The organism is Streptomyces sp. NBC_01089 (genome assembly GCF_045162975.1).
GTDB lineage: Bacteria > Actinomycetota > Actinomycetes > Streptomycetales > Streptomycetaceae > Streptomyces.
In genome coordinates this window covers 4,130,217-4,155,202 of sequence record NZ_CP108660.1, presented here as the reverse complement: position 1 = coordinate 4,155,202, position 24,986 = coordinate 4,130,217, and the positions used below count along the sequence as shown (strand labels likewise).

General features: G+C 70.3%; 25 protein-coding genes. 11 read left to right on the top strand and 14 right to left on the bottom strand.

The genetic code is table 11. The features are described 5' to 3' along the window. Window positions 1-43 precede the first annotated feature (43 nt). The gene (locus tag OG510_RS18400) at window positions 44-463 is read left to right on the top strand and encodes a MarR family winged helix-turn-helix transcriptional regulator (RefSeq protein ID WP_406138114.1); all 420 of its coding nucleotides are present in this window, start codon (window positions 44-46) and stop codon (window positions 461-463) included. Between the two features lie 88 nt (window positions 464-551). Here OG510_RS18400 and OG510_RS18395 read toward each other — a convergent pair whose 3' ends face one another. The 4 genes from OG510_RS18395 to OG510_RS18380 all read right to left on the bottom strand — a co-directional run bounded on the left by OG510_RS18395 (window position 552) and on the right by OG510_RS18380 (window position 5,396). Further along, window positions 552-1,244, bottom strand: coding sequence for an SRPBCC family protein (locus OG510_RS18395; RefSeq protein ID WP_406138113.1), 693 nt, complete (start codon window positions 1,242-1,244; stop codon window positions 552-554). A gap of 149 nt (window positions 1,245-1,393) precedes the next feature. Further along, the gene (locus tag OG510_RS18390) at window positions 1,394-3,901 is read right to left on the bottom strand and encodes a xanthine dehydrogenase family protein molybdopterin-binding subunit (protein WP_406138112.1); all 2,508 of its coding nucleotides are present in this window, start codon (window positions 3,899-3,901) and stop codon (window positions 1,394-1,396) included. Window positions 3,902-3,906: 5 nt separating this feature from the next. Continuing rightward, window positions 3,907-4,527, bottom strand: coding sequence for a 2Fe-2S iron-sulfur cluster-binding protein (locus tag OG510_RS18385; protein ID WP_406138110.1), 621 nt, complete (start codon window positions 4,525-4,527; stop codon window positions 3,907-3,909). Then, window positions 4,524-5,396, bottom strand: a complete 873-nt coding sequence (locus tag OG510_RS18380; protein WP_406138109.1) for an FAD binding domain-containing protein — start codon at window positions 5,394-5,396, stop codon at window positions 4,524-4,526. The genes OG510_RS18385 and OG510_RS18380 overlap by 4 nt, the downstream gene beginning before the upstream one ends. 312 nt (window positions 5,397-5,708) lie before the next feature. Between OG510_RS18380 and OG510_RS18375 the strand changes: the two genes are divergently transcribed. Then, window positions 5,709-6,947 (top strand): TetR family transcriptional regulator, encoded by a 1,239-nt coding sequence (locus tag OG510_RS18375; RefSeq protein ID WP_406138107.1) that lies wholly within the window; start codon window positions 5,709-5,711, stop codon window positions 6,945-6,947. Between the two features lie 72 nt (window positions 6,948-7,019). Here OG510_RS18375 and OG510_RS18370 read toward each other — a convergent pair whose 3' ends face one another. The 7 genes from OG510_RS18370 to OG510_RS18340 form a co-directional block, all read right to left on the bottom strand. Then, window positions 7,020-7,535: an SRPBCC domain-containing protein gene (locus tag OG510_RS18370; protein WP_406138105.1), complete on the bottom strand. Its 516-nt coding sequence runs from the start codon at window positions 7,533-7,535 to the stop codon at window positions 7,020-7,022. Then, window positions 7,532-7,861 carry an ArsR/SmtB family transcription factor gene (locus OG510_RS18365; RefSeq protein WP_406138104.1) on the bottom strand — a complete coding sequence of 110 codons (330 nt, stop codon included), beginning with the start codon at window positions 7,859-7,861 and terminating at the stop codon, window positions 7,532-7,534. The genes OG510_RS18370 and OG510_RS18365 overlap by 4 nt, the downstream gene beginning before the upstream one ends. Window positions 7,862-8,074: 213 nt before the next feature. After that, window positions 8,075-10,654 carry an MFS transporter gene (locus tag OG510_RS18360; RefSeq protein ID WP_406138103.1) on the bottom strand — a complete coding sequence of 860 codons (2,580 nt, stop codon included), beginning with the start codon at window positions 10,652-10,654 and terminating at the stop codon, window positions 8,075-8,077. Continuing rightward, complete coding sequence (locus tag OG510_RS18355; protein WP_164258314.1) at window positions 10,647-11,201, bottom strand: MarR family winged helix-turn-helix transcriptional regulator; 555 nt, start codon at window positions 11,199-11,201, stop codon at window positions 10,647-10,649. Before OG510_RS18355 ends, OG510_RS18360 begins: the two co-directional genes overlap by 8 nt. Window positions 11,202-11,370: 169 nt before the next feature. Then, window positions 11,371-11,835 (bottom strand): hypothetical protein, encoded by a 465-nt coding sequence (locus tag OG510_RS18350; RefSeq protein ID WP_406142447.1) that lies wholly within the window; start codon window positions 11,833-11,835, stop codon window positions 11,371-11,373. A gap of 125 nt (window positions 11,836-11,960) precedes the next feature. Continuing rightward, complete coding sequence (locus tag OG510_RS18345) at window positions 11,961-12,917, bottom strand: hypothetical protein (protein ID WP_406138100.1); 957 nt, start codon at window positions 12,915-12,917, stop codon at window positions 11,961-11,963. Window positions 12,918-12,962: 45 nt separating this feature from the next. Further along, entirely contained in the window at window positions 12,963-13,475 is a 513-nt protein-coding gene (locus OG510_RS18340; protein WP_406138098.1) for a hypothetical protein, read from the bottom strand. Between the two features lie 456 nt (window positions 13,476-13,931). Between OG510_RS18340 and OG510_RS18335 the strand changes: the two genes are divergently transcribed. Continuing rightward, window positions 13,932-14,549 carry a hypothetical protein gene (locus tag OG510_RS18335; RefSeq protein WP_406138097.1) on the top strand — a complete coding sequence of 206 codons (618 nt, stop codon included), beginning with the start codon at window positions 13,932-13,934 and terminating at the stop codon, window positions 14,547-14,549. 244 nt (window positions 14,550-14,793) lie between these two features. On the opposite strand, the gene OG510_RS18330 is transcribed toward OG510_RS18335, so the two are convergent. Next, on the bottom strand, window positions 14,794-15,495 hold the full coding sequence (locus tag OG510_RS18330) for a DUF5324 family protein (protein ID WP_406138095.1): 702 nt from the start codon (window positions 15,493-15,495) through the stop codon (window positions 14,794-14,796). A gap of 284 nt (window positions 15,496-15,779) precedes the next feature. Here OG510_RS18330 and OG510_RS18325 point away from each other — a divergent pair, with 284 nt between their 5' ends. Together OG510_RS18325 and OG510_RS18320 are read left to right on the top strand one after the other, a co-directional pair. Further along, window positions 15,780-16,331: a peptidylprolyl isomerase gene (locus tag OG510_RS18325; protein ID WP_406138093.1), complete on the top strand. Its 552-nt coding sequence runs from the start codon at window positions 15,780-15,782 to the stop codon at window positions 16,329-16,331. Window positions 16,332-16,497: 166 nt separating this feature from the next. After that, window positions 16,498-17,418, top strand: coding sequence for a rhomboid family intramembrane serine protease (locus OG510_RS18320; RefSeq protein ID WP_406138091.1), 921 nt, complete (start codon window positions 16,498-16,500; stop codon window positions 17,416-17,418). A 389-nt stretch (window positions 17,419-17,807) separates the two neighbouring features. Here OG510_RS18320 and crgA read toward each other — a convergent pair whose 3' ends face one another. Then, on the bottom strand, window positions 17,808-18,065 hold the full coding sequence (gene crgA / locus OG510_RS18315; protein WP_164258323.1) for a cell division protein CrgA: 258 nt from the start codon (window positions 18,063-18,065) through the stop codon (window positions 17,808-17,810). A gap of 146 nt (window positions 18,066-18,211) precedes the next feature. Between crgA and OG510_RS18310 the strand changes: the two genes are divergently transcribed. From OG510_RS18310 to OG510_RS18285, 6 genes are read left to right on the top strand one after another with little or no spacing between them, the layout of a single operon-like run. Then, the gene (locus OG510_RS18310) at window positions 18,212-18,979 is read left to right on the top strand and encodes a DUF881 domain-containing protein (RefSeq protein WP_406138089.1); all 768 of its coding nucleotides are present in this window, start codon (window positions 18,212-18,214) and stop codon (window positions 18,977-18,979) included. A 20-nt stretch (window positions 18,980-18,999) separates the two neighbouring features. Then, window positions 19,000-19,731: a class E sortase gene (locus OG510_RS18305; RefSeq protein WP_406138088.1), complete on the top strand. Its 732-nt coding sequence runs from the start codon at window positions 19,000-19,002 to the stop codon at window positions 19,729-19,731. A 60-nt stretch (window positions 19,732-19,791) separates the two neighbouring features. Then, a complete protein-coding gene (locus tag OG510_RS18300) occupies window positions 19,792-19,968 on the top strand; it encodes a hypothetical protein (RefSeq protein ID WP_203598953.1) in 177 nt (58 codons plus the stop codon). Then, on the top strand, window positions 19,965-20,603 hold the full coding sequence (locus OG510_RS18295; RefSeq protein WP_164258330.1) for an aminodeoxychorismate/anthranilate synthase component II: 639 nt from the start codon (window positions 19,965-19,967) through the stop codon (window positions 20,601-20,603). The genes OG510_RS18300 and OG510_RS18295 overlap by 4 nt, the downstream gene beginning before the upstream one ends. Window positions 20,604-20,608: 5 nt before the next feature. Continuing rightward, a complete protein-coding gene (locus OG510_RS18290) occupies window positions 20,609-22,018 on the top strand; it encodes a class E sortase (protein WP_406142446.1) in 1,410 nt (469 codons plus the stop codon). A gap of 28 nt (window positions 22,019-22,046) precedes the next feature. Then, window positions 22,047-22,778, top strand: a complete 732-nt coding sequence (locus tag OG510_RS18285) for a class E sortase (RefSeq protein WP_406138086.1) — start codon at window positions 22,047-22,049, stop codon at window positions 22,776-22,778. A gap of 94 nt (window positions 22,779-22,872) precedes the next feature. On the opposite strand, the gene pknB is transcribed toward OG510_RS18285, so the two are convergent. Continuing rightward, complete coding sequence (gene pknB, locus OG510_RS18280; protein WP_406138085.1) at window positions 22,873-24,897, bottom strand: Stk1 family PASTA domain-containing Ser/Thr kinase; 2,025 nt, start codon at window positions 24,895-24,897, stop codon at window positions 22,873-22,875. Window positions 24,898-24,986: the final 89 nt, after the last annotated feature.

The following is a 24,986-nucleotide window of genomic DNA, read 5'->3' as shown; positions in this document are numbered from 1 at the left end:
TGCCCGGAGGGGGTGGCAGGGGGGAGCCGGTAGGCTGCGGCGCATGAGTGGGAGCGGCGTCGGCGACAGTGACGCCTGGTGGGCGGGCGTCCTGCTCCGCCAGGTCCACCAGCGGAAACACCAGGCGATCGACGCCGCACTGGCTTCGCTCGGGACGTCCATGTCGCAGTACGTCGTGCTGGTGGCGGTCGCGGACAGGCCCGGTTCCTCCGCACACGATCTCGCCGCACGCACCGCGCAGACGGACCAGTCCCTGGGCGCGCTCATCCGGCGCCTCGTCGACAAGGGGCTCGTGGAACGGACCTCCGGGCCCGGCCGGGTGCACCGTCACCGGCTCAGCGCGCAGGGGTACGACCTGGTGGCGCGTTGCGAGGGGCCGGTCACGCGGGTGCTCGCCGAGGAGTTCTCCGCGCTGAGCGATGCCGAACTGTTCCTGCTCAGATCACTGCTGGAGCGGCTGTAGCGGTTACGGCTGGACCGGCCCGGCCGTAACCGCTGTAACCGCTGTAACCGCTGGAGCGGCTGGAGCGGCCGTTGCTGTCGCGTCCGGGTCACCTCCGGGAGCGCCTGTTCAGCAGCCGGATCACTACGAGGGAGACCAGGACTGCTGCCGTGGGCACGGCCGCCCTCCTGAGCAGTACGGGCAGCACCGCCGCCCCGAGGTCCACGGCCTCCGGCTCGGCGGCAGGACGTACGGCAGCCGATCCCGCCGTCGTGGTCACCGCGGAAGGCACGGGCGCGGCCACCGTCGCTGTCGTCCCCGTCGTCCCTGTCGCAGCGGAAGGTGTCGTCGCGACCGGCTCGCCGTCCCGCAGCAGCGCTTCGAGGCGGGTGGCGAACTGCTGCACGATGCGGTCGCCGACCTCGGCCATGATGCCGCGGCCGAACTGCGCGGGCCGCCCGGTGATGTCGAGGTCCGTGCCCACGCGCACCCGGGTACCGGCCGGGTCGGCGGTCAGCGTCGCGGTGACCTTGGCCGCCGCGGTGCCCGAGCCACGCGCTTCGCTGCCGCTGAGGTCGAGAAGCATGGTGCGGGTGGCCTCGTTGCGGGTGACGCGGCCTTCGCCCCGGTAACTCATCTGCACCGCACCGACCTTGACCTTGACGCGGCCGGTGAAGGCGTCTCCGTCGAGGGTGTCGAGCACGGCGCCCGGCATGCAGGGCGCGACCCGGCCGAGATCCTGGAAGAGCGTCCAGGCGGTGTCGGGGTCCGCCGGGACGGTGAAGGCGTGGTCGAGTTGCATGGGTTTCCGATCATGGGTCGACCGGCTCGCGGGCCGGGTTGCGGTCCGGTCCCTTCGGGGGCCCGAGGGGACCGGAGAGGATTCCGAGAGATGTTGAGTTGAGGAGAAGGCCGGGGCGGGTGCCCGGGGCCGGCTGTTCACGGGGCTGTTCAGCCCCGGGCGGCGGCGGCGGTGGTAGTGGCGGCGGCGCTGGCGTTACGGATCAGTTCGCGCACCCGGCTCGGTGAGAGCGGTCCGCGGCGTACGACCACGCCGAACGGGCGCAGGGCGTCCTCCACGGCTCCGGTGATGACCGCCTGCGGGGCGATCGCGCCGCCTTCGCCAAGTCCCTTGACGCCGAGGTCGTTCATCGGGGTCGGGGTGAAGGTCTCGTCCATGTCGAGGTCGGGGATCTCCGATGACGTGGGCACCAGATAGTCCATGTAGGTGCCGGTGCGGGGCTGGCCGTCGGGGCCGTAGACCATCTCCTCGTAGAGCGCGCCGCCGATCCCCTGGGCGATTCCGCCCGTGACCTGTCCCTCCGCGATCATCGGGTTGACGATGGTGCCCGCGTCGTGGACGACGACGTAATGCAGGATCTCGATGCCGCCGGTGTGCTCGTCGACCTCGACGACGACCGCGTGGGCTCCGCCCGCGACCGCGAACCCGGGCGGCCGGAAGTGCACGGTCTCGCTGAGCTCTGTGCCGTGTCTGCCGTCGGCCGGTTCGGGCGTTCCGGGCAGCGCGGCCCGCCCGGCCAGCTCCGGCAGACCGATCGACGGGCCACCCGGCCCACCTGCTCGGCCCAGCCCGCCCGTTCCACTCGGTTCGCCCAGTCCTCCCGGCCCGCCCACTCCGCCCGATCCGCCCAGCCCGCGGGTCGTCACGGTGCCGTCGCGCAGTTCGAGTCCGTCCGCCGGGATCCCGAGGCGCCGGGCCGCCGCCTCGATGATCTTCTCGCGCACCAGCCGGCCGGCCCGGTGGGTGGCGTTGCCCGCGTTGACCAGGGCGCGGCTGGCGATGGTCCCCACGCCGAACGGGGTGGCCGCGGTGTCGCCGCCGACCACGTCGATGACATCGATCGGCACCCCGATGGCGTCGGCGGCGATCTGCGCCATCGAGGTGCGGTGCCCCTGCCCCTGGGAGGGTGCGCCGATGGCGAGGTGCACCCGGCCCTCGGGGGTGATGTCGATACGGGCGGTCTCGAACGGTCCGAGACCGGTGGCCTCGATGTACATGGCGAAGCCGATGCCGAGGTGCTTGCCGTCGCGGGATCCCGCCCGCTGACGGGCTCGTACCTGCCCGGCATCCACCTTGGCGACGGCGCGGCGCAGGAGTTCCGGGTAGTCCCCTGAGTCGTAGGTCTGCGGTTCGCCCGAGCGGTCCACCAGACCGGTCCTGTACGGCATCGCGTCCGGCGGTATCAGATTGCGCGCCCGCAGTTCCTCGGGCTCGATGCCCAGTTCCGCCGCCAGCCGGTCCATCGCCCGCTCCATGGCGAACACCGCCTCCGGGCGGCCGGCTCCCCGGTAGGGCGTGGCGAAGGTGGTGTGGGTGAGGACACCGGTGACGTCGATGTCCACATGCGGGACGCGGTAGGGGCCGAGCAGATGGCAGAGCGAGTTGTACGGCACGACGAGGCCGGTCATGTTGTACGCGCCGAAGTTGACCGTGATCCGGTCGCGAACGGCGAGCAGCCGGCCGTCGGCGTCCGCGGCCAGCTCGATGCGGTGGATCTGTTCGCGGGCGTGCGAGGAGGCCGTGAGGTTCTCGTTGCGGTCCTCGCGCCACAGCACGGGGCGGCCGATGAGCCGGGCGGCGTGCGGGACGAGGAGTTCCTCGATGTAGAGGATGCCCTTCTGGCCGAAGCCCCCGCCGACATCGGCGGCGATGACCCGGACCGCGGCCGGTCCGAGACCGAGGGTGTGGGCGATGGCGTCGCGCAGCCGGTGCGGGGTCTGGGTGCCCGACCACACGGTGAGCCGGCCGCTGTAGGGGTCTACCTGGGCCGAGACCGCGCGGGTCTCGATCGGGGACGCGACATAGCGGTGCGCGTCGAACCGCTCGCTCACCACGGCGTGCGCCCCGGCGAATGCCGCGTCGGGGTCGCCGACCCGGGTGGTGACGGCGACGGCGGTGTTGTCCGGCAGGTCGTCGTGCAGCAGGGGCGCGTCCTGAGCCAGGGCGTGCTCGGGGTCGACGAGCACGGGCAGCGGGGCGTACCGCACGTCGATCAACTCGATGGCGTCCTCGGCGAGGTAGCGGTTCTCGGCGATGACGACGGCGACGGGCTGGCCGACGTAGACCACCTTGGTCCGGGCGAGCAGCGGCATGGGGGTCGTCCTGACCACCGGGGCCAGGAGTTCGGCGAGGCCGGGCGGGGTGCGCAGCTCCTCCTTGTTGACCAGGGCCGGCAGGTCCGCCACATCGTCGCCGGTCCACACGGCGACGACTCCGGGGGCGGTCAGGGCCGCACTGACATCGACCGAGTCGATCCGGGCATGGGCGTGCGGGCTGCGCAGGAAAGCGGCTTCGGCGGCGCCCGGCAGGGCGATGTCGTCGACGTATCTGCCGTTGCCGCGCAGCAGCCGGTCGTCCTCGACCCGTGGGACGGAACGCCCGATCCAGGCGTCGCCGCCCTGCGCGGCCGGGTAGGCACCGTGGGATTCCTGGAACATACGGGTCACTCCCCGAATCGCTCGTCGAGTGCCTGGCACACGGCACGGCGGATGTTGCGGTAGCCGGTGCACCGGCACAGGTGTCCGCTGAGCGCGTCGGCGACCTGCTCGTCGTCCGGGCGCGCGGGCTGCTCGGTCAGGGCGGTCGCCGTCATGAGGAATCCGGCGGTGCAGAAACCGCACTGCATGCCGTGGCACTCGTGGAAGGCGCGCTGCACGGTGCTGAGCGGCGCGTCGCCGGGCGCGAGGCTCTCGACGGTGCGTACCGCGGCGCCCTCGCACTGGACGGCCAGGGTGAGACAGCTGCGCGACGGTACGTCGTCGATGAGGACGGTGCAGGCCCCGCAGACTCCGTGCTCGCAGCCGACATGGGTGCCGGTGAGGCCGAGCCGGTTGCGCAGGAAGTCGCTGAGCAGCAGCCGGGATTCGACCTGGGCGGTGAAGGGCCGGCCGTTGACCGTGAGGGTGAGGCGGTGCCAGCCGGACGGCTCGGCGAGCGGCGGGGTGCGGGTGACGGCGGGGGCGGGGGTGTGGGCGGGGGTACGGGAGTCGGTGGTCGGGACGCGGGCATCGGCCGGGGTGGGGACCGAGGGGGTGATGGGGCTCATGGGGGTGACGGGGGTCATGGGCAACGCTCCCAGGCTGTGGTGCAGGCACGGACGAGCAGGTGAGCGGCGCCCTCGCGCCGATATTCGGCGGTGGCGTGGACGTCGCCGCCGGGGGCGAGCCCGGCGTGTACGGCCCGCGCCGCTGCGGCCAGGGCCTGCTCGCCGGCATCGGTGCCGATCAGGGCGTCCTCGGCGGAGGACAGACGTACGGGTACGGGTCCAGCGCCGCAGAAGACCACGCGGGCGGTACGGACGGTGCCCGCGCCGGGGTCCCGTTGCAGGAGGACGGCGACGCCGACGGTCGCGAAGTCGCCGTGTCTGCGGGCCAGTTCGTCGAACGCCCAGCCGTGGCCCGCACCGGGCGGCGGGAACACGACTTCGGTGAGCAGTTCGTCCGGCTCGACGGCCGTGGAGAACGTGGCGACGAAGAATTCCCCGGCGGTGACCGTACGGGTGCCGTGCACCCCGGCGATCACGAAGCGGGCGTCAAGTGCGAGGGCCACGGTGGGCAGTTCGGCCGCCGGGTCGTGGTGCGCGAGGCTGCCGCAGACGGTGCCGCGGTGCCGGATCTGCGGATGCCCGATGTGCCCGATGGCGGCGGCCAGCAGCGGCCAGCCGTCGCGCACCGCGGTGTCGGCGGCGACGCGTGCCTGCCCTGCGGCGGCTCCGATGCGGAGCGCGCCCTCCTCGTCCACGTGAACGCGGCCGAGTTCCGGGATGCGGGTGATGTCCACCAGCAGCTCGGGCCTGGCGAGGCGCATGTTGAGCATGGGAACGAGGGACTGGCCGCCCGCCATGACCTTGGCCTCCCGGGTCTCGTCGGCCAGGAGGGCGACCGCCTCGCCGACGGTGGCGGGGGCGGTGTAGTCGAAGGGTGTGGGTTTCAACCTGCTGCCACCTGACCTCTCGGTTCGTCGGGCTTGATCTGGCCCGTCCGCACGGCATGGCATGCGGCGGTCCGGGGTCCAGAGATCTATCTAGTACCTAAAATGATTTACCCTAAAGTTTCATCCTGGCAAGGGGGTGCTCCGGATTTCCGACGATCGTGGTCGCTTACGTCCCTGTATGCCGGGTAAGCGGCGGCCTTCTGTCCGCCCTGCGAGGCAGATCTGTCCATCGTTCGTGATCTATTTGAACGGTCGTTTTTCTGTGCGTTTGTTCAGTGCTGCCGGCCTGAACGCTCGTTTAATCTGAAGCGTGTGGACCCAGACGACACGAACTCCGGCCCCCCGGTGCCGGGCCGGCGGCGGCCCGGCACCCGTGACCCCGAGGGCAACCGTCAGGCAGTGCTCGACGCGGCCAGGAAGCTGTTCGGTGCCCACGGGTACACGGGGGTGGGGGTGCGTGCCATCGCGGCCGAGGCGGGAGTGACACCGGGGCTGGTGATGGCGTACTTCGGTACCAAGGACGGCCTGTTCCGCGAGATGGTCGGCGGTGGGGCGGGCGTCAGCAGGGAAGTGCTCGACGCCGCGGCGGAGGACGAGGGCGACCTGCCGGCGGCTCTTGCGCGCGCGTATCTCGACCGCTGGGACCGGCTGCCCGCCGATGACCCCTGGACTGCGCTGATCCGCTCGGCCGTCGGACATCCGCCGAGCGCCGACATGCTGCGGACGATCCTCGAGAAGCAGGTCGGTGAACCGCTCGCGCGACTGCTCGGGGACTGTCCCGGTGCCGATGTACGCGCCGCCCTGATCCGCAGCATCCTCTTCGGCGTGGTCATGGAGCGCTATCTCTTCGCGCACGAACCGGCGGCATCGGTCCCCACCGACGAACTGGCGCCCGCGCTCACGGAGGTCCTCACCACGGCATTCGGCGATGCCCTCGGCGGCGGCGGCACCGCACGCCCACCGGCACAGGGATCCGGCAGTTCGGGTAGTCCCGGCAGTTCCGCCGGCTCAAGTAGCTCAAGTAGCAGCTCCGGCAGCTCCGGCGGCCCGGTCGACTCCGGTCAGGAGCCTGCCGTACACCATGAGCGCGGGCGTCCCGGCGTGGACGATTCGCCCGCCTCCCTGCTCGCCCGGCTGAATGACTGCGCGCTGCGCCATCAGACGCTCATGGGCAGGGTCGTGCGCCCCTTCGGGATCAGTCTGTCCGCCTGCGATGTGCTGACGACCCTGCATGACGCGGGCCACCCCTACCGGCTGACCATGGGTGAGGTCGCGGCAGCCGGTGTGGTCAGGGCGGGCGGTCTCACCCAGCAGGCCGACCGCATGGAGGCGGCCGGTCTGATCCGCCGGGAGCGCGACACCGGCGACCGGAGGGTCGTACGGCTGTCCCTGACCCCCGAGGGCATCGAGCTGGCCGGCCGGGTCGGCGCGGTGAGGTCCGCCCAGGAGCAGGAGCTGCTGGCCGGAATGAGCGGGGTGGACCGGCGCAGGCTCGGTACGCTCCTCGACGCCCTGGGGCGCACGCTCGGGGCCGGCGAGCACGAGCGCTGATCCAGCTCTTCGCGGTGACCCGCATGGGTGTTCCCGATGTCCTGCGGCCTTTTTCAGTGTCCCGTGGTCGCCTCAATGTCCCGCGGGCGGGCCTTCCTGCGGGCCGACGACCGGCTCGAACGTGGCCGTGTAGCGGTCGAAGAACTCCTTCCAGGCGTGGGCGGCGGACGACTCTCCGGCGAGACGGGCCAGGCAGACCTGCCATCCGGCCGCGTTGCGGGCGGCGATGGGCGGGTCCAGCTCGTCCGTGAACACCAGGCGGGTGCGGCCGCCGGGCTCGGGGGTCAGGGTGAAGCGCAGGGTTTCGTCTCCCCAGGTGTAGGCGAGGAGGCGGGGCTCGTCGGCTTCCAGGACCTTTCCGGTCAGCGTCGGTCCGCCGTCGGGGAACGGGAAACTGATACCGGCGCCCGGCTCCCAGGCGTCGGCGATGACGTCGCAGGGGAACCACGCCTTGAGTTCCTCGCGGTCGGTGATCGCGCGCCACACCTCCTCGGGCGGCCGGGCCAGGAGCCGCTCGAAACGGATGACCGGCCGGGTGCCTGCGGTGCTGAGTACGGCTTCGGCGGGGGTGCTGGAGTGGTCGTTCATGGTGTCCCTTCTTCCAGGTGCCGCTCAAGGCGGTCCAGGCTCGCGGTCCACAGCTTCCGGTAGGGGGCGAGCCATGCGTCGAGGCCGGCCAGTGGCTCCGGGCGTATCCGGTACAGCCGACGCTGGGCATCGACCCTGACCTCGACCAGTCCCGCGTCGCGCAGGGTGCGCAGATGCTTGGAGACGGTCGGCTGCGCCAGCCCGAGCCGCTCGGCCAGCTCGCCGACGGGGCGCTCGCCGTCCTTGAGCAGGTCGAGTATCCGTCGGCGGTTCGGTTCGGCGAGGACTTCGATCACGTCACTCGCCGGGGTGTTCGCGGTGCCCATACAGGCGAATATACTCTGCTGGCTATATGCCTGCAAACGCATATGAGGACGCCGCCTCTCCTGCCGCCTCTCCTGCCGTCTCCCCACGACCGTGAGTTGTCATGACCCGAGCGCGGCCGACCCCGGACAAGCCGGAGGCCGCGGTACGACACAGACTGTGTCGTACCGCGGCCTCCGGCCTTGCTCAGTACGCGGAACCCCGCTTCGACCGTGTCAGTGGCTCAGGTCCAGGTCGAGGCCCTGCCCGCCCCTGCCGTCCACCAGCAGCGGAACGGCGCTGGGCGCGTAACCGCTGGCCACCACCGTGTAGTCGCCGGTGTCGAGGTCGTTGAACGTGTACACGCCGTCCGTACCCGTGACGGTCGACCCCACGGTGTTCCCCGCGGCGTCGAGCAGCGTCACCCGGGCGTCGTCCAGCGGCTCACCCGCGCTGTTGCGGATGGTGCCCTGGACCCGGGCGCCGGGGTCGAGCCGTACCTCGTAGCGGTTGGCGGAGCCGCTGGCGACCTCCGCCGGCACGGCCGTCGGCCGGTGCCCCGTGGCGCTCACCGCGAGGGTGTAGCTGCCGGGCACCAGGTCACCGAAGGCGAAGTCGCCCGACCCGTCGGCGGTGCCGGACGCGACCACGTCACCACGCATGTCGGTGGCGATGACGAGGGCTCCCGGCAGCGGACGGTCGCCCGGCGCTGCCAGGACCGTGCCGACGAGGCCGGCCGCACCACTGAGCATCAGGTCGAAGTCGATGGGGCCTTCCCCGACCGCCACCGTCGTCGCCTGCGGCTGCCGTGCGCCGCCCGAGCCGATCAGGACGTACGTCCCGCCGGCGGGAGCCGCCACGAAGTACCGGCCGTCCGGGTCCGTCGTCGTACGGCCGAGCTGCCGGCCGCCCAGGTCGATCAGGGTCACCACGGCCTGCGGTACAGGTGTGCCGTCGCTGTCGCGGATGTAGCCCCTGACGCCCGTACCCGCGGCGTCCGTGACCACGGCCTGGTCGTCCGTCTCCGGCCGGGGCGCCGCGTGGCGTCCCGCGGCCGAGGCCGACAGCGGTTCGGGGACGGCCGCGACGGCCGCCTCGGCCTCGATGGCGGCGGTCGCCGCACCCTCCTCCTCCGCGGCGCGGGCCTGCAGGCCCGACACGTTGCGCAGCGGCACCTCCTTGGTCCACAGGACCATCAGGAAGCCGACCGCGACGACACCCGCCGCGATCAGGAACACCAGGTGCATGGAGTCGGCGAAGCCCTGCTTGAAGGGCTCGGCCAGCCGCGGGTCGAGCTGCTGGATGAACGAGGAGTCGCTCAGCACACTCGAACCGCCGCCGCCCGCACCGGGGTTCTTGACCATGTCGAGCACCGGCTTGTTGGCCGGGTTCGAGAGCACATGCGGATCGTGTAGCGCGGCCTGGAACTGCGGGGTCTGCGCGGCCGACTTGAACGCCGAGGAGATCTTGTCCCCGACGTTGCTGAACAGCACCGAGAGGAAGATCGCGGTACCGGCGGTGGCGCCCATCTGACGGAAGAACGTGGACGAGGCGGTCGCCACACCCATGTCCTGCGGCGGCACCGCGTTCTGCACGGCGAGGACCAGGGTCTGCATACAGCCACCGAGGCCGAGGCCGAAGATCAGCATGAAGACCATGGACTCCCACAGGGGGGTGTCCCACTGGACCTTGAAGTGGAAGAGCAGCAGCGCCGCGACCATCAGGGCGGTGCCGATGATCGGGAAGATCTTGTAGCGGCCGGTCTTCGCGGTGAGCTGGCCCGCCACGATCGACGCGATGATCATGCCGAGCATCAGCGGCAGCATTTCGAGGCCGGACCGGGTGGGGCTGGCGCCCTTCACGATCTGCAGGTACTGCGGGATCATCAGCATCCCGCCGAACATGCCCGCACCGATGAGCACGGACAGCAGACTGGTCTTGCTGAAGATCGAGTTGCGGAACAGCCGCATCGGGATCAGCGCGTCGTCGCCCATCCGGCGCTCCACGAGGATCCAGGCGATGATGCCCACCACCCCGATGCCGTAGCAGAGCAGCGAGTTGGTCGAGCCCCAGCCCCATTCGCGGCCCTGCTCGGCGACGAGCAGCAGTGGCACCACGCCGATCGCGATGGTGACCGCGCCCCACCAGTCGATCCGGCGGTCGCGCCGGACGTGCGGGATGTTGAGGACCTTGGCGACGACGAACAGCGCGATGATGCCGATCGGGACGTTCACCAGGAACACCCAGCGCCAGCCGGTGACGCCCAGGATGCTGCTCTGGCCGGCCAGGAAGCCGCCGATCAGCGGTCCGGCGACACTCGAGGTGGCGAAGGTGGCCAGCATGTAGCCCTGGTAGCGGGCACGTTCACGGGGCGGCACGATGTCGCCGATGATCGCCAGGGCCAGCGACATCAGACCACCGGCGCCGATGCCCTGCAGGGCACGGAAGGACGCCAGCTCGGTCATCGAGGTCGAGAAGGTGCAGAGCACCGAGCCGACGATGAAGACGCTGATCGCGGTCAGGAAGTACGGCTTGCGTCCATGCAGGTCGGACAGCTTGCCGTACAGCGGTGTGGCGATCGTCGAGGTGATCAGATAGGCGGTTGTCGCCCACGCCTGCTGGCTGAGGCCGTGCAGGTCGTCCGCGATGGTGCGGATCGAGGTCGAGACGATCGTCTGGTCGAGCGCGGCCAGGAACATGCCCAGCATGAGGCCGCTCAGGATGGTCAGGATCTGCCGGTGGCTCAAGCCGCCCGGACTGGTGGGTATCGCTTTCGTCTGGGTGTCTCCGCGTGGCGCGGACACGGCCTCACTCATGCTTGGTTGCTCCCTGCTTCGCCGCCGCTTCGGGGTGGTTTCCCGAGCAGTGACGTGCGTGTTCATGCTCTGCCAGGTCGTCGTTGAGGCGTGCCATCAGCCGGATGATCTGGTACCGGTCCTCCGGTGACCACGGCCTGAGGAGTTCCGCCAGCTCAGCGTCGCGCTGCCGCCGGTACGCCTCGAAGGCCGCCCGTCCGGCGTCGGTCGCGTGCAGCAAGGCACCGCGCCGGTCCTCCGGGTCCGGGCGCCGCGCGATCAGGCCGCTCTCCACCATCGACCGCACCTGACGGCTGACGGTCGAAAGGTCCAGGAAGGTGTCCGTGGCCAGGTCGGTCGCGCGCTGCTCGCCGTCCAGTACCAACCGGGCCAGCAGCACTCGCTCGCCGGCGCCCTGTTCGAACTTGGCCCGGCGCCTGCGGGTCGTGAGCAGCCGGGAGAACCGTACGATCTGGCTCCCGAGCCCTGCTGCGGCATCCTCGGCACTGGCATCACCGGTGACCGGCATCGCCTCCGCCGGTCGGTCATGGACCGTCCCCTTGTCCATGCCTCCCGCCTCCGTATTCTTTTTGTTGCTTGTGTCTAGCAAGTGATTGTACCGGCCCCGGACCGGTGCCGAAACACGGCGTGAGTGAGGGCTGCGCCACTAGGGACTGTCCGGCGGCTCAGCCCTTCCGTTGGCTCAGCCCTTCCGGCGGCTCGGCTCCTGCGGAGGCTCAGCTCTTCCGGCGGGCCCGGTCGGGCCAGACGACATCGACCGGGATGCCCTTCTCCCGTGCCGCGACGACCACATCCGCGGTGCCGCCGCCCTTGCCGGTCGGGGGTTCGCCGTTCCAGACCGCCACGAGACGGTCCGCGCGCTCCAGGAGCAGTGCGTTGGCGGCGTCGTACGCCGCACGGCCCGCCGATTCCTCGGGGATGACGACGACGTCGTCCGATGCCTCCACCAGCCGGTCGAAGCGGGCGGCATGGCCGGGGCGCACGGCCCTGCGGCGGTAGTCCCGGGAGGGAATGACGGCGGTCAGCCGGCCGCCGGCGGCCAGGACGGCCTCGGCGAACAGCGCGTCGGAACCCTCCGCGATGCAGGAGACACCGACGAGCGGCCCGGCCGCCGCGTAGGGCCGGAGCAGCTCCTTCAGCGCGGTACGGACCAGGGGCACGGTGTCCTCGGTCAGGTCCATGTGCCCGGTCACCGCGATCACCGTTACCGCCACAGCCGCACTCCCGTATTCGACAGCAGGCGGCGGATCCTATCCCGCGTCCGGCCGGCAGCCCCGGCGGCCGACGGCCCGGCCGCCGCGCGCTGTCACGGCAGTGGCCACGGGTAGCGCGCCGGGAAGCCGCGGCCCGACAGTTCCTGTTCCGTCGTACGGAGGGCGGCGGTGAGCGCCCCGTGGAAGAAGCGCACGGATCCCTTGCGGCCCAGCTTCCGCTTGACGTACCACCAGCGCAGCACCGGAGTGTCCCCGGGGCGCGCCCGGCAGTACTTCACCACCTGCGTCCGCCCGTGGAGCGTGAGCTCCAGCTGGTGGACGCGGAGGGTGGTGACGTCGTCGACGGAGCCCGCGAAGCCCTCCAGAGCGGCCGTGATCACGCAGGCGTCCAGGAACGCCTGCGGATACTCCGCCTTGTACAGCTGGGCCGGCGGCAGGACAAGGACCAGCCGGGTCTGGAGTTCGTGCTGGGTGATCTGGTCGATCTCCCACTTGAGGGCGGACCTGATGCCCTGACCCGGCGGCAGGATCAGGACGATGGAGTGCGCGCGCCGGATGAGGGTCCGGACGGCGTCCTGCCACTGGTCGTGCGGCGAGCGCATCCAGACCGGCCCCGGCGGCGCGAGCCGCAGATCCTGGTCGACCAGTGCGTAGGTCCGCAGCCCCAGGGCTTTCCGGGCGCTGCGGGCGATGGCCTGTTCCATGGTGGAGGCGCCGAACCAGGCGTGCGCCAGGGCCACTTCGCCGTCACTGCCGAACGGCCGCAGGATCAGGCAGTACTCCTCGTCGGACCTGACCAGCGGGCCGACGATCTCCTGGTACATCCGCGTCCGCGTGGTGCGCCGGTAGCGGCCCCAGGTGAGGGCGATGGGAACGCCGATCAGGGCGACGTAGACCAGGGGGCGTACGAACGTCAGCGGGTCGAAGTAACCGCCGTACTGCCGGTGCAGGGAGAGCAGTTTCAGCCCGAGAGCCAGCAGGACGCCGACGCCCACGAGGATGAGCAACCCGCCACCGCGCACGCCGCGCCACAACTTCCGCCCCCGCATGGCCACGAACGTAGCGCACCCGTGTCACTACGGTCCATGAACATGTCACATCGCGATACCGGCCACGAAGGCCATCAGATACGAGAGCGCGAAGATGACCGGCACCCACTGCTCGACATGCGTGAGCGGCAGATATCTGCGCCAGTCCAGCCCCTTGCCCAGCGCACCCCACTCCGCACGGGAGTAGGCGAAGGCCGGAAGCCGCGCTTCCAGGGCGCCGATCACCTCGTACTTGGCCGCGTTGAGCTGCCGGTACGAGCGGACCATCATCCACCACGCCGCGCACTGTGCGAACAGGATCAGCAGCCCGGAGGCCAGTAACCAGACGGAGGTGCCGGTCAGGGTGTGGCCGGAGAGCGCCGCCACCACGGCCACGACGGCGCTGTTGAGTGACAGGAAGAAGGTGTTCGTGAGGTTGCGCCGGGCGCTGACGCGGTCGGCCATCTCCACGCAGAGTTTGTACTGTTCGAGTATCGCCTGCTGGTACCGGTCCTTGGCCCGGGAGTAGTCAGAGGTGTTGATGTCGGTGTTCCACAACGCTTCCCCGATGTCACTCATGCCCTCAGCATGACGAAGGCGCGTGTTCTTGTCACCGGTTCTTGTCACCGGGCGAACTGCTCCGCCACGCTGGCCGGATGACGGCGGACGACGGCCGTACGGGCCGTGCCGGGGGTGCCGGCGACGGGCCCTCCGGCGACGGGGATCAGGGCGGGAACGGGGACGGCGGTGAGGACGGCCGGGAAGCGCGGTTACGGTTCATCGGGACCCGGACGTCGCGGCTGCTGGGGGCGGTCGCGGTGCTGGCGAGCGGACCGCTGCGGCTGACCCTCCTCGCCTGCTATCTCGCCCGGCATCTGCACAATCGCCTGCTGCACCACGGAGGTTGGGGCATCGCGGCGCTCGCCTGCTCCTTCCTGCTGCCGGTCCCGATGTACTACCTGGCCGCCGCGGTGCGCCGCGGGGCGCCGCCGCCTGGCCCGCCCGGCGGACACGGAGCCGCCGGACCGCCCGTATGTGCTGTATCTGCGGGGGTTCGCCGAGGACCCGCGGCTGGCCCGGCTCGCCCCCACGGTCCGTACCGTGCTCGGCGGCCCCGGCCGCTCTCCGCTCAGTGAGGAGGAGCAACTCGCCCGTGCCGTAAGGGTCATCGGTCCGCTGATCGCCGTCGGCCGCCCTGGCACCCGCCTGCACCACGCGGGAGCGCGGCGCGCCACGATGCCGGCGGACGACTGGCAGGGCCCGGTGCTGCGGCTCATGCGGGAGGCGACGCTGATCCTGATGTCGACCGGCGGTGGCGGGGCCGGGCTGCGCTGGGAACTGGAACAGGCGCTGACCCGGATACCGGTGCAGCGCCTCATCCTGCTTGTGCCGCACGGCGCCGAGTCCTACGCGCAGCTCTCCGACGACCTGCTCCGCGAGGGCCTGATCCCGGTGGCGCTGCCCGGATATCCGCCGCTGTCGGAGCGCCGGGCCCGGGTGCTTCCGTACCGGGGCGCCATCGGATTCGGGGCGGACGGTGCCGCGCACTTCGTCAGGTTCGACCCCCGGTGGCCGCATGTGGGAAAGCCGCTGCGCGGGGCGCTGCTCGATGCCCTGCTCGCGGTGGAGCCGGGGACTCTCAGGGAAAAGTAGCGGCGCCCGGCTCCCGAGCCCAGGAGGCATGGTGGGCCGCTCAGGCTCAGGGGCAGTTGGCTCTGCTGGATGTGTCTTGAGACGCGACCCGCTGGCGGATGTTTCACGTGGAACGTCGAAGGCGCCAGGAGAGCTGAGTCTCCTGGCGCCCCGCACGCTCGCGTCCGCCCGCCGGACAGCAGATCAGGATCAGAACCGGATCCAACCCGGGTCAGGTCAGGATCAGTTCCGGTTCAGGCCCGGTTCAGGTCCGCGGGTCGTCGCGCTCCGGGTCGCCCTCTTCGGCCTTGGCCTGCTTGGCCTTGACCTCGGGGTCCAGGGCGTCGGACCCGCTGCCGTCGACCGAGCTGAGCGGCCGCCGGCCGTCCCCGACCTCGGTGGGCGCGGGCGGCTCGACCAGCCAGTCGGGATTCGCCTGCTTGTCCCACCACTTCCAGGCGGCGAAGGCGCCTCCGGCGACCACGCCGAGCACGAGCATGCCCTTGGCCAGCCGGCCGGCCTTCGCGCACCGCTGCCGGCGCCTGGCCAGCCGCTGGATCTGCTTCGCGGAGACCTGACCGCGCAGCGCCGCCACGGCGGCCGCGCTGCGTGCCGTGGCCTCCTCGCGGACGGGCTGGGCCGCTGCCACGGCCTGCTCCACCCGCGGGACGAGCTGGCCGTGCGCCTGCCGGGCCGCCTTGGCCGCACGCTGCGCCGCCGCGTCGACCTTCGGCGGTACATGAGTGAGGGCCTGGTCGACGTGGGGTGCGAGGCGTGCGTCGTACTGGGTACGGGCCTGCTGGGCCGCCAGCGAGACCTTCGGCGCCAGCCGTACACGAGCTTCGCTGGCGTAATGCGTGGCCTGTTCCTTGGCCGTTCCGGCGTAGGGCGCCACCACTTCCGCGGCGTGCAGCACGTTCTCCTTCGCCGTACCGGTCGCGGCGCGCACGCTGTCCATGCGGGTCACGGGTTCCTCCTCATCGGTGGCGTTCTGTCATTCGCCTGTCCACCCATTTCGAAATCATGCCTGTCCGGCACCTTCGCGGCACCTGAGAGCGGGCATCCGGGTCAGGAAAGACGTAATCCGTCATTGTGGTTCAAGGGGGATTCTGCGGCCGACAATGCCATGGTTCGGTCCGGCACGCGCCGGTTCGGCGGTCACCCGGGTGCTTTTCCCCTGCGTGGCGGCTCGGGAGTTCGGCGCCGTGCGAGGATCGGGGAACGTCAGAGAAGACTTACGGAAGGCACATCGTGGCCGAGCAGCTTTACGCCACCCTGAAGACCAACCACGGCGACATCGAGATCCGGCTGCTGCCGAACCACGCGCCGAAGACGGTCAAGAACTTCGTCGAACTCGCTCAGGGGGAGCGGGAGTGGACTCACCCGGCCACCGGCAAGAAGTCCACGGACCGGCTGTACGACGGCACCGTATTCCACCGTGTGATCAGTGGCTTCATGATCCAGGGCGGCGACCCGCTGGGCAACGGCACGGGCGGCCCCGGCTACGAGTTCGGTGACGAGTTCCACCCGGACCTGGCCTTCGACAAGCCGTATCTGCTCGCCATGGCCAACGCGGGGCCGGGCACCAACGGCTCGCAGTTCTTCATCACGGTGCAGCCGACGACCTGGCTCACGCGCAAGCACAGCATCTTCGGCGAGGTCACCGACGCCGCGAGCCAGAAGGTCATCGACGAGATCATCACCACCCCGACCAACCCGCGCACCGACCGGCCGGTCGAGGACATCGTCATCGAGACGGTCGTCGTCGAGACCCGCGACAGCGCCGGCACCCGTAAGAGCTGAACCGCGCGGCGGCCGGAGAGCCGGCCGCCGGATCCCGCGGGCGCGGGAGCGGTGGGAGCAGAGAGCCCGTTGCCTTGTCCGGTACGGGAACCACCCGCCCCGTTCGTCCGTATGACGAGCGGGGCGGTGCAGTGCGTACGCGACCCGTACGAGACGAGGGAACCCGATGGAAGAGTTGCCAGGAGGCCCGGAGCGGCAGTCCGGGGCGGGCGGTCTGCCCCACTGCTACCGCCACCCCGGCGTGGAGACGGGCATCAGCTGCGTCCGCTGTGAGCGGCCGATCTGCCCGCAGTGCATGATCAGCGCCTCCGTCGGCTTCCAGTGCCCGGAGTGTGTGCGCGGCGGTGCGGGTTCGGGCCCGGGAGCGGGTGGGGGCACCGGCAGCACCCCGGCCGCCGCGAGCCGGCCGCGCACCGTGGCGGGCGGTGCGGTCACCGCCGACCCGCGGCTGCTCACCAAGATCCTCATCGGGATCAATGTCCTGGTGTTCATCATGCAGGTGGCGAACAACAACAGCTTCGACTCCAGCTACGAGCTGGTGGGCCAGGCGCAGACCACGCCGTTCGGGCCGCTGGTGGGCGTCGCCCAGGGGCAGTGGTACCGGCTGTTCACGGCGATGTTCATGCACGCCAACTATCCGCACATCGGCTTCAACATGCTCAGCCTGTGGTGGATCGGCGGGCCGCTGGAGGCGGCGCTCGGCCGGGCCCGCTACATCGCGCTGTATGTGCTCTCCGGGCTGGCCGGCAGCGCGCTCACCTATCTCATCGCCTCGCCGACCGAGGCATCGCTCGGTGCGTCCGGCGCCATCTTCGGGCTGCTGGGTGCCACGGGTGTCCTGATGAAGCGCATGAACTACGACATGCGGCCGCTGCTCGGGCTGCTCGTGGTCAATGTCATCTTCACCTTCACCGGCGGAATCGCCTGGCAGGCGCATCTCGGCGGCTTCGTCGCCGGGATCGTCATCGCGATCGGTATGGTGCACGCCCCGCGCGAGCGGCGGACGCTGCTCCAGTTCGGGACCTGTGCGCTGGTGCTGGTGGCGATCGTCGGCATGGTCCTGGCCAGAACCGCGATGCTGACCTGAGGGCCTGACACGGATGCCGGGCCTGGATGCCTGACACGGATGCCCGACACGAATGCCTGGGCCGGGCGCCCGATCATCCGGGTGCCCGGCCCAGGCGTCTCACGTCTGATCCAGGCGCCTGATCCGGTCCTCGGGCGCCGGTTGTCCACAGCGAGTGGTGGATCTTGTGCATCCTGTGGGGAACAGCAGTGCCCCTTGTCGCTGACCTGGGTTTCCCCAGGAAGGGCAAGGGGCGGGCCACTGTTGTGGTATGGCGCCGAGTAGTCACACCGGCGTCAACACCCGAAAGTTATCCACAGATCTTCTGAGTTTTCCCCGGCTGTGGATAGCGCTGTGGATAACTCAGGGCAGGGCTTGACGGGCGCCCGGGCGTGTGGCAGCGGGACCGGCTACTTCCACTGCGTCGAGACGCCGAAGCCGCCCGCGATGAAGCCGAAGCCGACCACGATGTTCCAGTTCCCGAACGGCTTGATGGGCATATCGCCATCGGTGACGTAAAAGACAACGATCCAGGCGAGACCGATCAAGAAGAACGCCAGCATCACCGGGGCCACCCAGCTGCGATTCGTCAGCTTTATGGCGGTCGCCTGCTTCGTCGCGGGCGGCGGCGTGAAATCGGGCTTCTTGCGGATACGTGACTTCGGCACGAGGGGCTCTCCTGTCGATGCGCTGCGTGACCGCGCAGGGGGAACTGTGTAGGAAGTGCCGGGAGCGGGATGCGACGGGACGCATTGCCTCCCCCAGGCGTCCGTTAGCGTAGTGCTTCCGGGGTGTGGAAGGAGATAAGGGTACGTTGAGCAATTCCGACGACTCTCCCACAGGCGCTGCCCGCCCCCGCGACTGGCGGCCGGTCCGCGTCCTCACCGCCGCTGTTTTCGCCCTCGCCGGACTCATCTTCGTGACCAGCTTCAACACCGCCAAGGGCACCGATATCCGCACCGACGCTTCGATGCTGAAACTCTCGGACCTCATCCAGGAGCGCAACGGCAAGAACAAGGAGCTCGGCGACTCCACCGCGGCCGTACGCCGGGACGTCGACGCGCTCGCCCAGCGTGACGGAGGCACCACGAAGAAGGAGGACGAGGGGCTCAAGGCTCTGGAGAAGTCCGCCGGTACCCAGAAGCTCAGCGGCTCCGCGGTCTCGGTCACGCTCGACGACGCCCCGCCGAACGCCACCGCCAACCCCGGCTACCCCGAGCCGCAGCCCAATGACCTGGTCATCCACCAGCAGGACCTCCAGGCGGTGGTGAACGCGCTGTGGCAGGGCGGCGCCAAGGGCATCAAGGTCATGGACCAGCGGCTGATCACCACCAGCGCGGTGCGCTGCGTCGGCAACACCCTGCTGCTCCAGGGCCGCGTCTACTCGCCGCCGTACAAGGTGACGGCCGTCGGCGACCCCGGCAAGCTGAAGAAGGCGCTCACGGCCTCGTCGGCGATCCAGAACTACCTGCAGTACGTGAAGGCGTACGGGCTCGGCTGGAAAGTCGAGGACTACGGAGCGGTGACTCTTCCCGGTTACTCGGGCACAGTGGATCTCCATTACGCAGGACCTGTGGGGTAGTTCCGGGGAGGCGGCCGGCTGTGACGGTACGAGTGATCGTCAGGAGCTTCAGCGAACTCTGCATCACCGTGGGCGCGTTGATCGTGCTGTTCGTCGCGTATCTGCTGTTCTGGACAGGCGTCAAGGCGGACAGCGCGGCGGACCACCAGATCGACGACCTGCACCGCCAGTGGGCCCACAGCGCCTCCGCCACCCCGGGCCCCGCGGCCGGCGCCTCGTCACCTTCGAAGGCGTCGAAGCCCGCGGAACCGAAGCCCGCCACCCCCGCACCCGTCGCGTACCGGGCGGGCAAGCCCTTCGCCGTGATGTACGTCCCGCGGCTCGGGCGGAGCTGGAGCAGGCCCGTGCTGCAGAACACGGCCGTCGGGACGCTCCAGCGGGGCCTCGGCCACTACACGGGGACCGCCAGGCTCGGCGCCACCGGGAACTTCGCGGTCGCCGGACACCGGCGTACCTACGGCGACCCGTTCAAGGACTTCCCGAAACTCCGCCCCGGCGACGCGGTGGTGCTCACCGACGGGACGACCTGGTACACGTACCGCATCGACAAGAAGCCCTATCTGACCGTGCCGTCCGATACCGGGGTCATCGCTCCGGTGCCCGTGAAGTCGGGCTTTCAGGGGGCCGGCCGCTATCTGACGCTCACCACGTGCGACCCGGAATGGGGCAGCAGCCACCGGCTCATCGCCTGGGGACATCTCGACTCCACGCAGCCCGTGACGCAGGGCAAGCCGGCCGCTTTGCGCGGGTGACCCACGGGCGCCTGCCACTGCCCTCTACTCTGGTGCCGTACCACGAACGGAAGGGACAGCATGTACGGCTGGATCTGGCGGCATCTGCCGGGCAACGTATGGCTTCGGGCGGTCATCTCGCTCGTGCTCGTGCTCGCTCTCGTCTACCTGCTCTTCCAGTACGTCTTCCCGTGGGCGGAGCCGCTGCTTCCGTTCAATGACGTGACCGTCGACCAGGGGATGGGGGCCGTGCGATGAGCGCCCGCATCCTCGTCGTCGACAACTACGACAGCTTTGTGTTCAACCTCGTCCAGTACCTGTACCAGCTGGGTGCCGAGTGCGAGGTCGTGCGGAACGACGAGGTCACCCTCGCGCACGCGCAGGACGGCTTCGACGGTGTCCTGCTCTCCCCCGGACCCGGGACGCCCGAACACGCCGGTGTCTGCGTGGACATGGTGCGCCACTGCGCCGACACCGGGGTCCCCGTCTTCGGGGTGTGCCTGGGCATGCAGTCGATGGCCGTGGCGTACGGCGGGGTGGTGGACCGGGCGCCCGAGCTGCTGCACGGCAAGACGTCCCCGGTGACGCACGAGGGGGCCGGTGTCTTCGCCGGGCTGCCCTCGCCGTTCACCGCGACCCGCTACCACTCGCTGGCCGCCGAGCCCCGGACGGTGCCGCCCGAGCTGGCCGTCACCGCGTGGACCGCCGACGGCATCATCATGGGCCTGCGCCACCGGGAACTGCCCGTCGAGGGCGTGCAGTTCCACCCCGAGTCGGTCCTCACCGAGCACGGCCATCTGATGCTCGCCAACTGGCTGGTGCAGTGCGGGGACGCGGGCGCGGTCGGACGGTCGGCGGGACTGGCGCCGGTGGTGGGCAAGGCCGCGGCGTGACGGCACTGCGCCCCGAGCAGGACGGCGCGGGGGCGGCCGGGGCGCCGGAACCACCGGGCGGGCCTGCCCGCGAGTACGACCCGCTGACGGACCCGCTGCCCGACCCGGCGCCGGGCCCGGCGCCGAGTGGCAGGCACGGCTCGCCGTGGTTCCGGGCGGAGCGGCCGGCGAGCCCGGCGCAGCCCGTCCAGGATCCGCCGCAGGACTGGTACGGCCGGGAGGCGGTGTACGAGCCCATAGCCCCGCCCGCCGGGCCGGTCACGCCCCCTGAGCAGGCGATGCGGCCCGAGCCGTTCCCGCAGCAGGGCCACCCGGCCGCGGATCCGGAAGGGAGTACGGCTGTCTTCCCTGCTGTACGGGACGACGGCGTACGGAGCGACGGCGTACGGAGCGACGGCGTACGGGGCGACGCCGTGCGGGACACCGCTGTAAGGGACTCTCTCGGGGGCGACGCCGGACGGGGCGAAGCCGCGGCCGCGGAGGACGCTGCCGTACGGGACAGCCCCGTATGGGACGACCCCGTACGGGACGACCTCGTACGGGACGACGAGACCGTGGGCCTCCGGGTCTCCGCCGCGGACCGGCCCGCCGTGCCGACCGGTGGCCGTGCCGAGCGCCGCAAGGCTGCCAAGGGCCGGGGCCGCAGGGGCGCCGCGCCCGCCGCGCCCGCCGAACCGGTCATCCCCGCCATCCCCCGCACCCGGATGGAGGCGCGGCTCGCGGCGCGCGCCCTCAAGGACAGCCCCGCGGTCATCGCCAGCCGGGCGATCGGTGAGATCTTCATCAGTCTCGGGGTGCTGATGCTCCTGTTCGTCACGTACCAGCTCTGGTGGACGAACGTACGCGCCCACCAGGAGGCCAACGGCACGGCCCACAGCCTCCAGGACAACTGGGCGAAGGGCGGCGACAACAAGCCCGGCGCCTTCGAGCCCGGTCAGGGGTTCGCGATCATCCACATCCCCAAGCTGGACGTGGTCGTGCCGATCGCCGAGGGTGTCAGCAAGACCAAGGTGCTCGACCGCGGAATGGTCGGCCACTACAGCGAGGGCAAGCTCAAGACGGCGATGCCGTCGGCGAAGACGGGCAACTTCGCACTGGCGGGCCACCGCAACACCCATGGTGAGCCGTTCCGTTACATCAACAAGCTCAAGGACGGCGACAAGGTCGTCGTCGAGACGCAGGACGACTACTACACCTACGAGGTGACGAGCCGGCTGGCGCAGACGTCCCCGTCGAACGTATCGGTGATCCAGCCGGTGCCGGTGGGCTCCGGCTTCACCCGGCCCGGCCGCTACATCACGCTGACGACGTGCACGCCCGAGTTCACCAGTACGTACCGAATGGTCGTGTGGGGCAAGATGGTTGATGAACGGCCACGGAGCAAGGGGATGCCCGAAGCCCTGACCGGAGGCTGAACGGTTACGGATACAGGGGACAGGTGCGGTGGCGTCGACGACCGAGCAGGACGAGCAGACAACCACGCCCCGCGCACGCGGCGGCGGCCGCGGCCCGGTCGCGACCGCGATCAGCGTCTTCGGTGAACTGCTCATCACCGCGGGGCTGGTGCTCGGGCTCTTCGTCGTCTACTCGCTGTGGTGGACGAATGTCGTGGCCGACCGGCACGCCGCCGCGCAGGGACACAAGATCCGTGACACCTGGTCGCACGGCAGCACAGGCCCCGGCGCCCTGGATACCAAGGACGGCATCGGCTTCCTCCATGTGCCGTCGATGAAGAACGGCGAAGTACTGGTCAGGCGGGGCACCAGCACCAGCATCCTGAACGAGGGCGTCGCCGGTTACTACGTGAAGCCGGTGAAGGCAGGACTCCCGTCCGCGAGCACGGGCAACTTCGCGCTGGCCGCACACCGCGACGGGCACGGCGCGAAGTTCCACAACATCGACAAGGTGAAGACCGGCGATCCGGTCGTCTTCGAGACCAAGGACACCTGGTACATCTACAAGGTTTTCAAGGAGCTGCGGCAGACGTCGAAGTACAACGTCGACGTGCTCCAGCCGGTGCCCAAGGAGTCCGGCAAGAAGAAGCCGGGCCGCTACATCACACTGACGACCTGCACCCCGGTCTACACATCGCGGTACCGGTACATCGTCTGGGGCGAGCTGGAGCGCACCGAGAAGGTCGACGCGAAGCGCACCCCGCCGCCGGAGCTGCGCTGACATCCGGATCCATGTCAACGGTGAAGCCCCGGCCCCCAGCAGGACTCAAGGAGTCCGGCTGGGGGCCGGGGCTTCGGGCTGTCGTACGCGGTGGCTAGTTCCAGCCGTCGAGGATGCCGCCCCCGCCGTCGCCGTTGTTACCGCCGCCGTGGTTCCCGCCGTTCCCGCCGCCACCGAGCGTGGTGAGCGTGACGGTGGTGCTGCCCGGGTCGTCCTCCGGGGTGCCCACCCCGGGGTCGGCGCCGGTGACGATCGCGTTGTCGTCGCCGTTGCTGCCGCCCGCGACCTGGACGTTGGTGAAGCCGGCCTGGTTGAGGATCTGCTTCGCCTCGGACAGCTTCTTGCCCCTGACCTCGGGGACCGCCGTCGGCGTGGGCGTCGCCTTGGCCTTGGCGACCGTCAGCGTGATCGTGGCGCCCTTCTTGGCCTCGCCGCCGGACGGGTCCTGGCTGAGCACCGAACCGGCCGGCTGGTCCGCAGACTCCTGGTCGGCGGCCCGGGAGACCTGGAAGCCCGCGTCGGTCAGTTGCTTGGACGCGTCCTCGAAGGTGCGGCCCGTGACGTCGGGAACCGGAATCTTGGTCGACTTCGCGATCTTGATCGTGACCTCGGAGCCCTTCTGGGCCGAGGTGTTGCCCTTCGGGGACTGGTCGAAGACCTTGCCCTCCTCGGTATCGGACTCGACCTGCTGCGGGTTCACCTTGAAACCCTTGCCCTCCAGGTCCTGGGTGGCCTGGTCCTCGGTCTCACCGTTGACGTTGGGCACCTCGACCTTGGGGGCGCCGGTGGACACGACGACCGAGACGGTCTCGCCCTGCTTGAGCTTGGCGCCGCCGAACTTCGGGTCCTGGCTGCAGACGTTGCCCTTCGGGGCGTTGTCGCACGGCTTCCGGTCCGAGACGGTCAGCTTCAGCTTGGAGTTGGCGATCAGGCCCTTCGCGCTGTCCAGGGACTCACCGACGAGCTGCGGCACCGTGACTTCGCCGGAGTCGCTGCCGCTGTTGCCGAACAGCGACTTCCCGATGAGGATCGCACCGACCAGCACCAGGACGCCCGCGATGATGAGCAGGATCGTCGACGTGTTGGACTTCTTCTGCGGGCGGCCCCGTCTGCGGTCCGGGCGGTCGTCATAGCCGTAACCACCGTCGTCCGGGTTGACCGGGGGCAGCATGGACGTCTGGCCGTCGGCCTGGTCCTGTTGCCGTATGGCGGTGGTGGGCTGCTCCGCGTCGTAACCGCCGTAACCGGCCGCGCCCATCGCCGCGGTCGCGGCGACCGGCTGCCCGTCGAGGCACGCCTCGATGTCGGCGCGCATCTCGTCGGCCGACTGATAGCGGTAGTCGGGGTCCTTGACCAGGGCCTTGAGGACGATGGCGTCCATCTCGGGCGTGATCTCGGGGTCGAAGTTACTGGGCGACTGCGGCTCTTCGCGTACGTGCTGATAGGCCACCGCGACCGGCGAGTCCCCGATGAACGGTGGCCGGACCGTCAGCAGCTCGTACAGCAGACAGCCCGTCGAGTACAGGTCCGAGCGGGCGTCGACCTGCTCGCCCTTGGCCTGCTCGGGGGAGAGGTACTGGGCCGTGCCGATCACCGCGGACGTCTGCGTCATCGTCATCCCGGAGTCGCCCATGGCGCGGGCGATGCCGAAGTCCATGACCTTGACCTGGCCGGTGCGCGTCAGCATGACGTTGGCCGGTTTGATGTCACGGTGCACGATGCCGTTGCGGTGCGAGTACTCCAGGGCCTGGAGGATCCCGATGGTCATCTCCAGGGTGCGCTCGGGCAGCAGCTTGCGGCCGGAGTGCAGGAGCTCCCTGAGCGTGGACCCGTCGACGTACTCCATCACGATGTACGGGATGGAGATGTTGTCCACATAGTCCTCGCCGGTGTCGTAGACAGCGACGATCGCGGGGTGGTTGAGCGAGGCGGCCGACTGGGCCTCACGGCGGAACCGGGCCTGGAAGGACGGATCGCGGGCGAGGTCCGCCCGCAGCGTCTTCACGGCGACGGTGCGGCCGAGCCGGGTGTCATGCGCGAGGTAGACCTCGGCCATGCCACCACGGCCGAGCACCGAGCCCAGCTCGTACCGGCCGCCGAGGCGACGCGGCTCTTCCATAGCTAATCCAGCCCTCTCCGTATGTCCCGACCGCACCCTGGGGTGGTCCGGCGGTGTGCTGTTCGCGGATACGCTACCGGCCACGGATG

Bases quoted from the DNA above. Each gene is read 5' to 3' on its own strand.
- OG510_RS18400 (WP_406138114.1), top strand. From the start codon at position 44: ATGAGTGGGAGCGGCGTCGGCGACAGTGACGCCTGGTGGGCGGGCGTC.
- OG510_RS18395 (WP_406138113.1), bottom strand. From the start codon at position 1,244: ATGCAACTCGACCACGCCTTCACCGTCCCGGCGGACCCCGACACCGCC.
- OG510_RS18390 (WP_406138112.1), bottom strand. From the start codon at position 3,901: ATGTTCCAGGAATCCCACGGTGCCTACCCGGCCGCGCAGGGCGGCGAC.
- OG510_RS18385 (WP_406138110.1), bottom strand. From the start codon at position 4,527: ATGACCCCCGTCACCCCCATGAGCCCCATCACCCCCTCGGTCCCCACC.
- OG510_RS18370 (WP_406138105.1), bottom strand. From the start codon at position 7,535: ATGAACGACCACTCCAGCACCCCCGCCGAAGCCGTACTCAGCACCGCA.
- OG510_RS18365 (WP_406138104.1), bottom strand. From the start codon at position 7,861: ATGGGCACCGCGAACACCCCGGCGAGTGACGTGATCGAAGTCCTCGCC.
- OG510_RS18360 (WP_406138103.1), bottom strand. From the start codon at position 10,654: ATGAGTGAGGCCGTGTCCGCGCCACGCGGAGACACCCAGACGAAAGCG.
- OG510_RS18355 (WP_164258314.1), bottom strand. From the start codon at position 11,201: ATGGACAAGGGGACGGTCCATGACCGACCGGCGGAGGCGATGCCGGTC.
- OG510_RS18350 (WP_406142447.1), bottom strand. From the start codon at position 11,835: ATGGACCTGACCGAGGACACCGTGCCCCTGGTCCGTACCGCGCTGAAG.
- OG510_RS18345 (WP_406138100.1), bottom strand. From the start codon at position 12,917: ATGCGGGGGCGGAAGTTGTGGCGCGGCGTGCGCGGTGGCGGGTTGCTC.
- OG510_RS18340 (WP_406138098.1), bottom strand. From the start codon at position 13,475: ATGAGTGACATCGGGGAAGCGTTGTGGAACACCGACATCAACACCTCT.
- OG510_RS18320 (WP_406138091.1), top strand. From the start codon at position 16,498: ATGGAAGAGTTGCCAGGAGGCCCGGAGCGGCAGTCCGGGGCGGGCGGT.
- OG510_RS18300 (WP_203598953.1), top strand. From the start codon at position 19,792: ATGTACGGCTGGATCTGGCGGCATCTGCCGGGCAACGTATGGCTTCGG.
- OG510_RS18295 (WP_164258330.1), top strand. From the start codon at position 19,965: ATGAGCGCCCGCATCCTCGTCGTCGACAACTACGACAGCTTTGTGTTC.
- pknB (WP_406138085.1), bottom strand. From the start codon at position 24,897: ATGGAAGAGCCGCGTCGCCTCGGCGGCCGGTACGAGCTGGGCTCGGTG.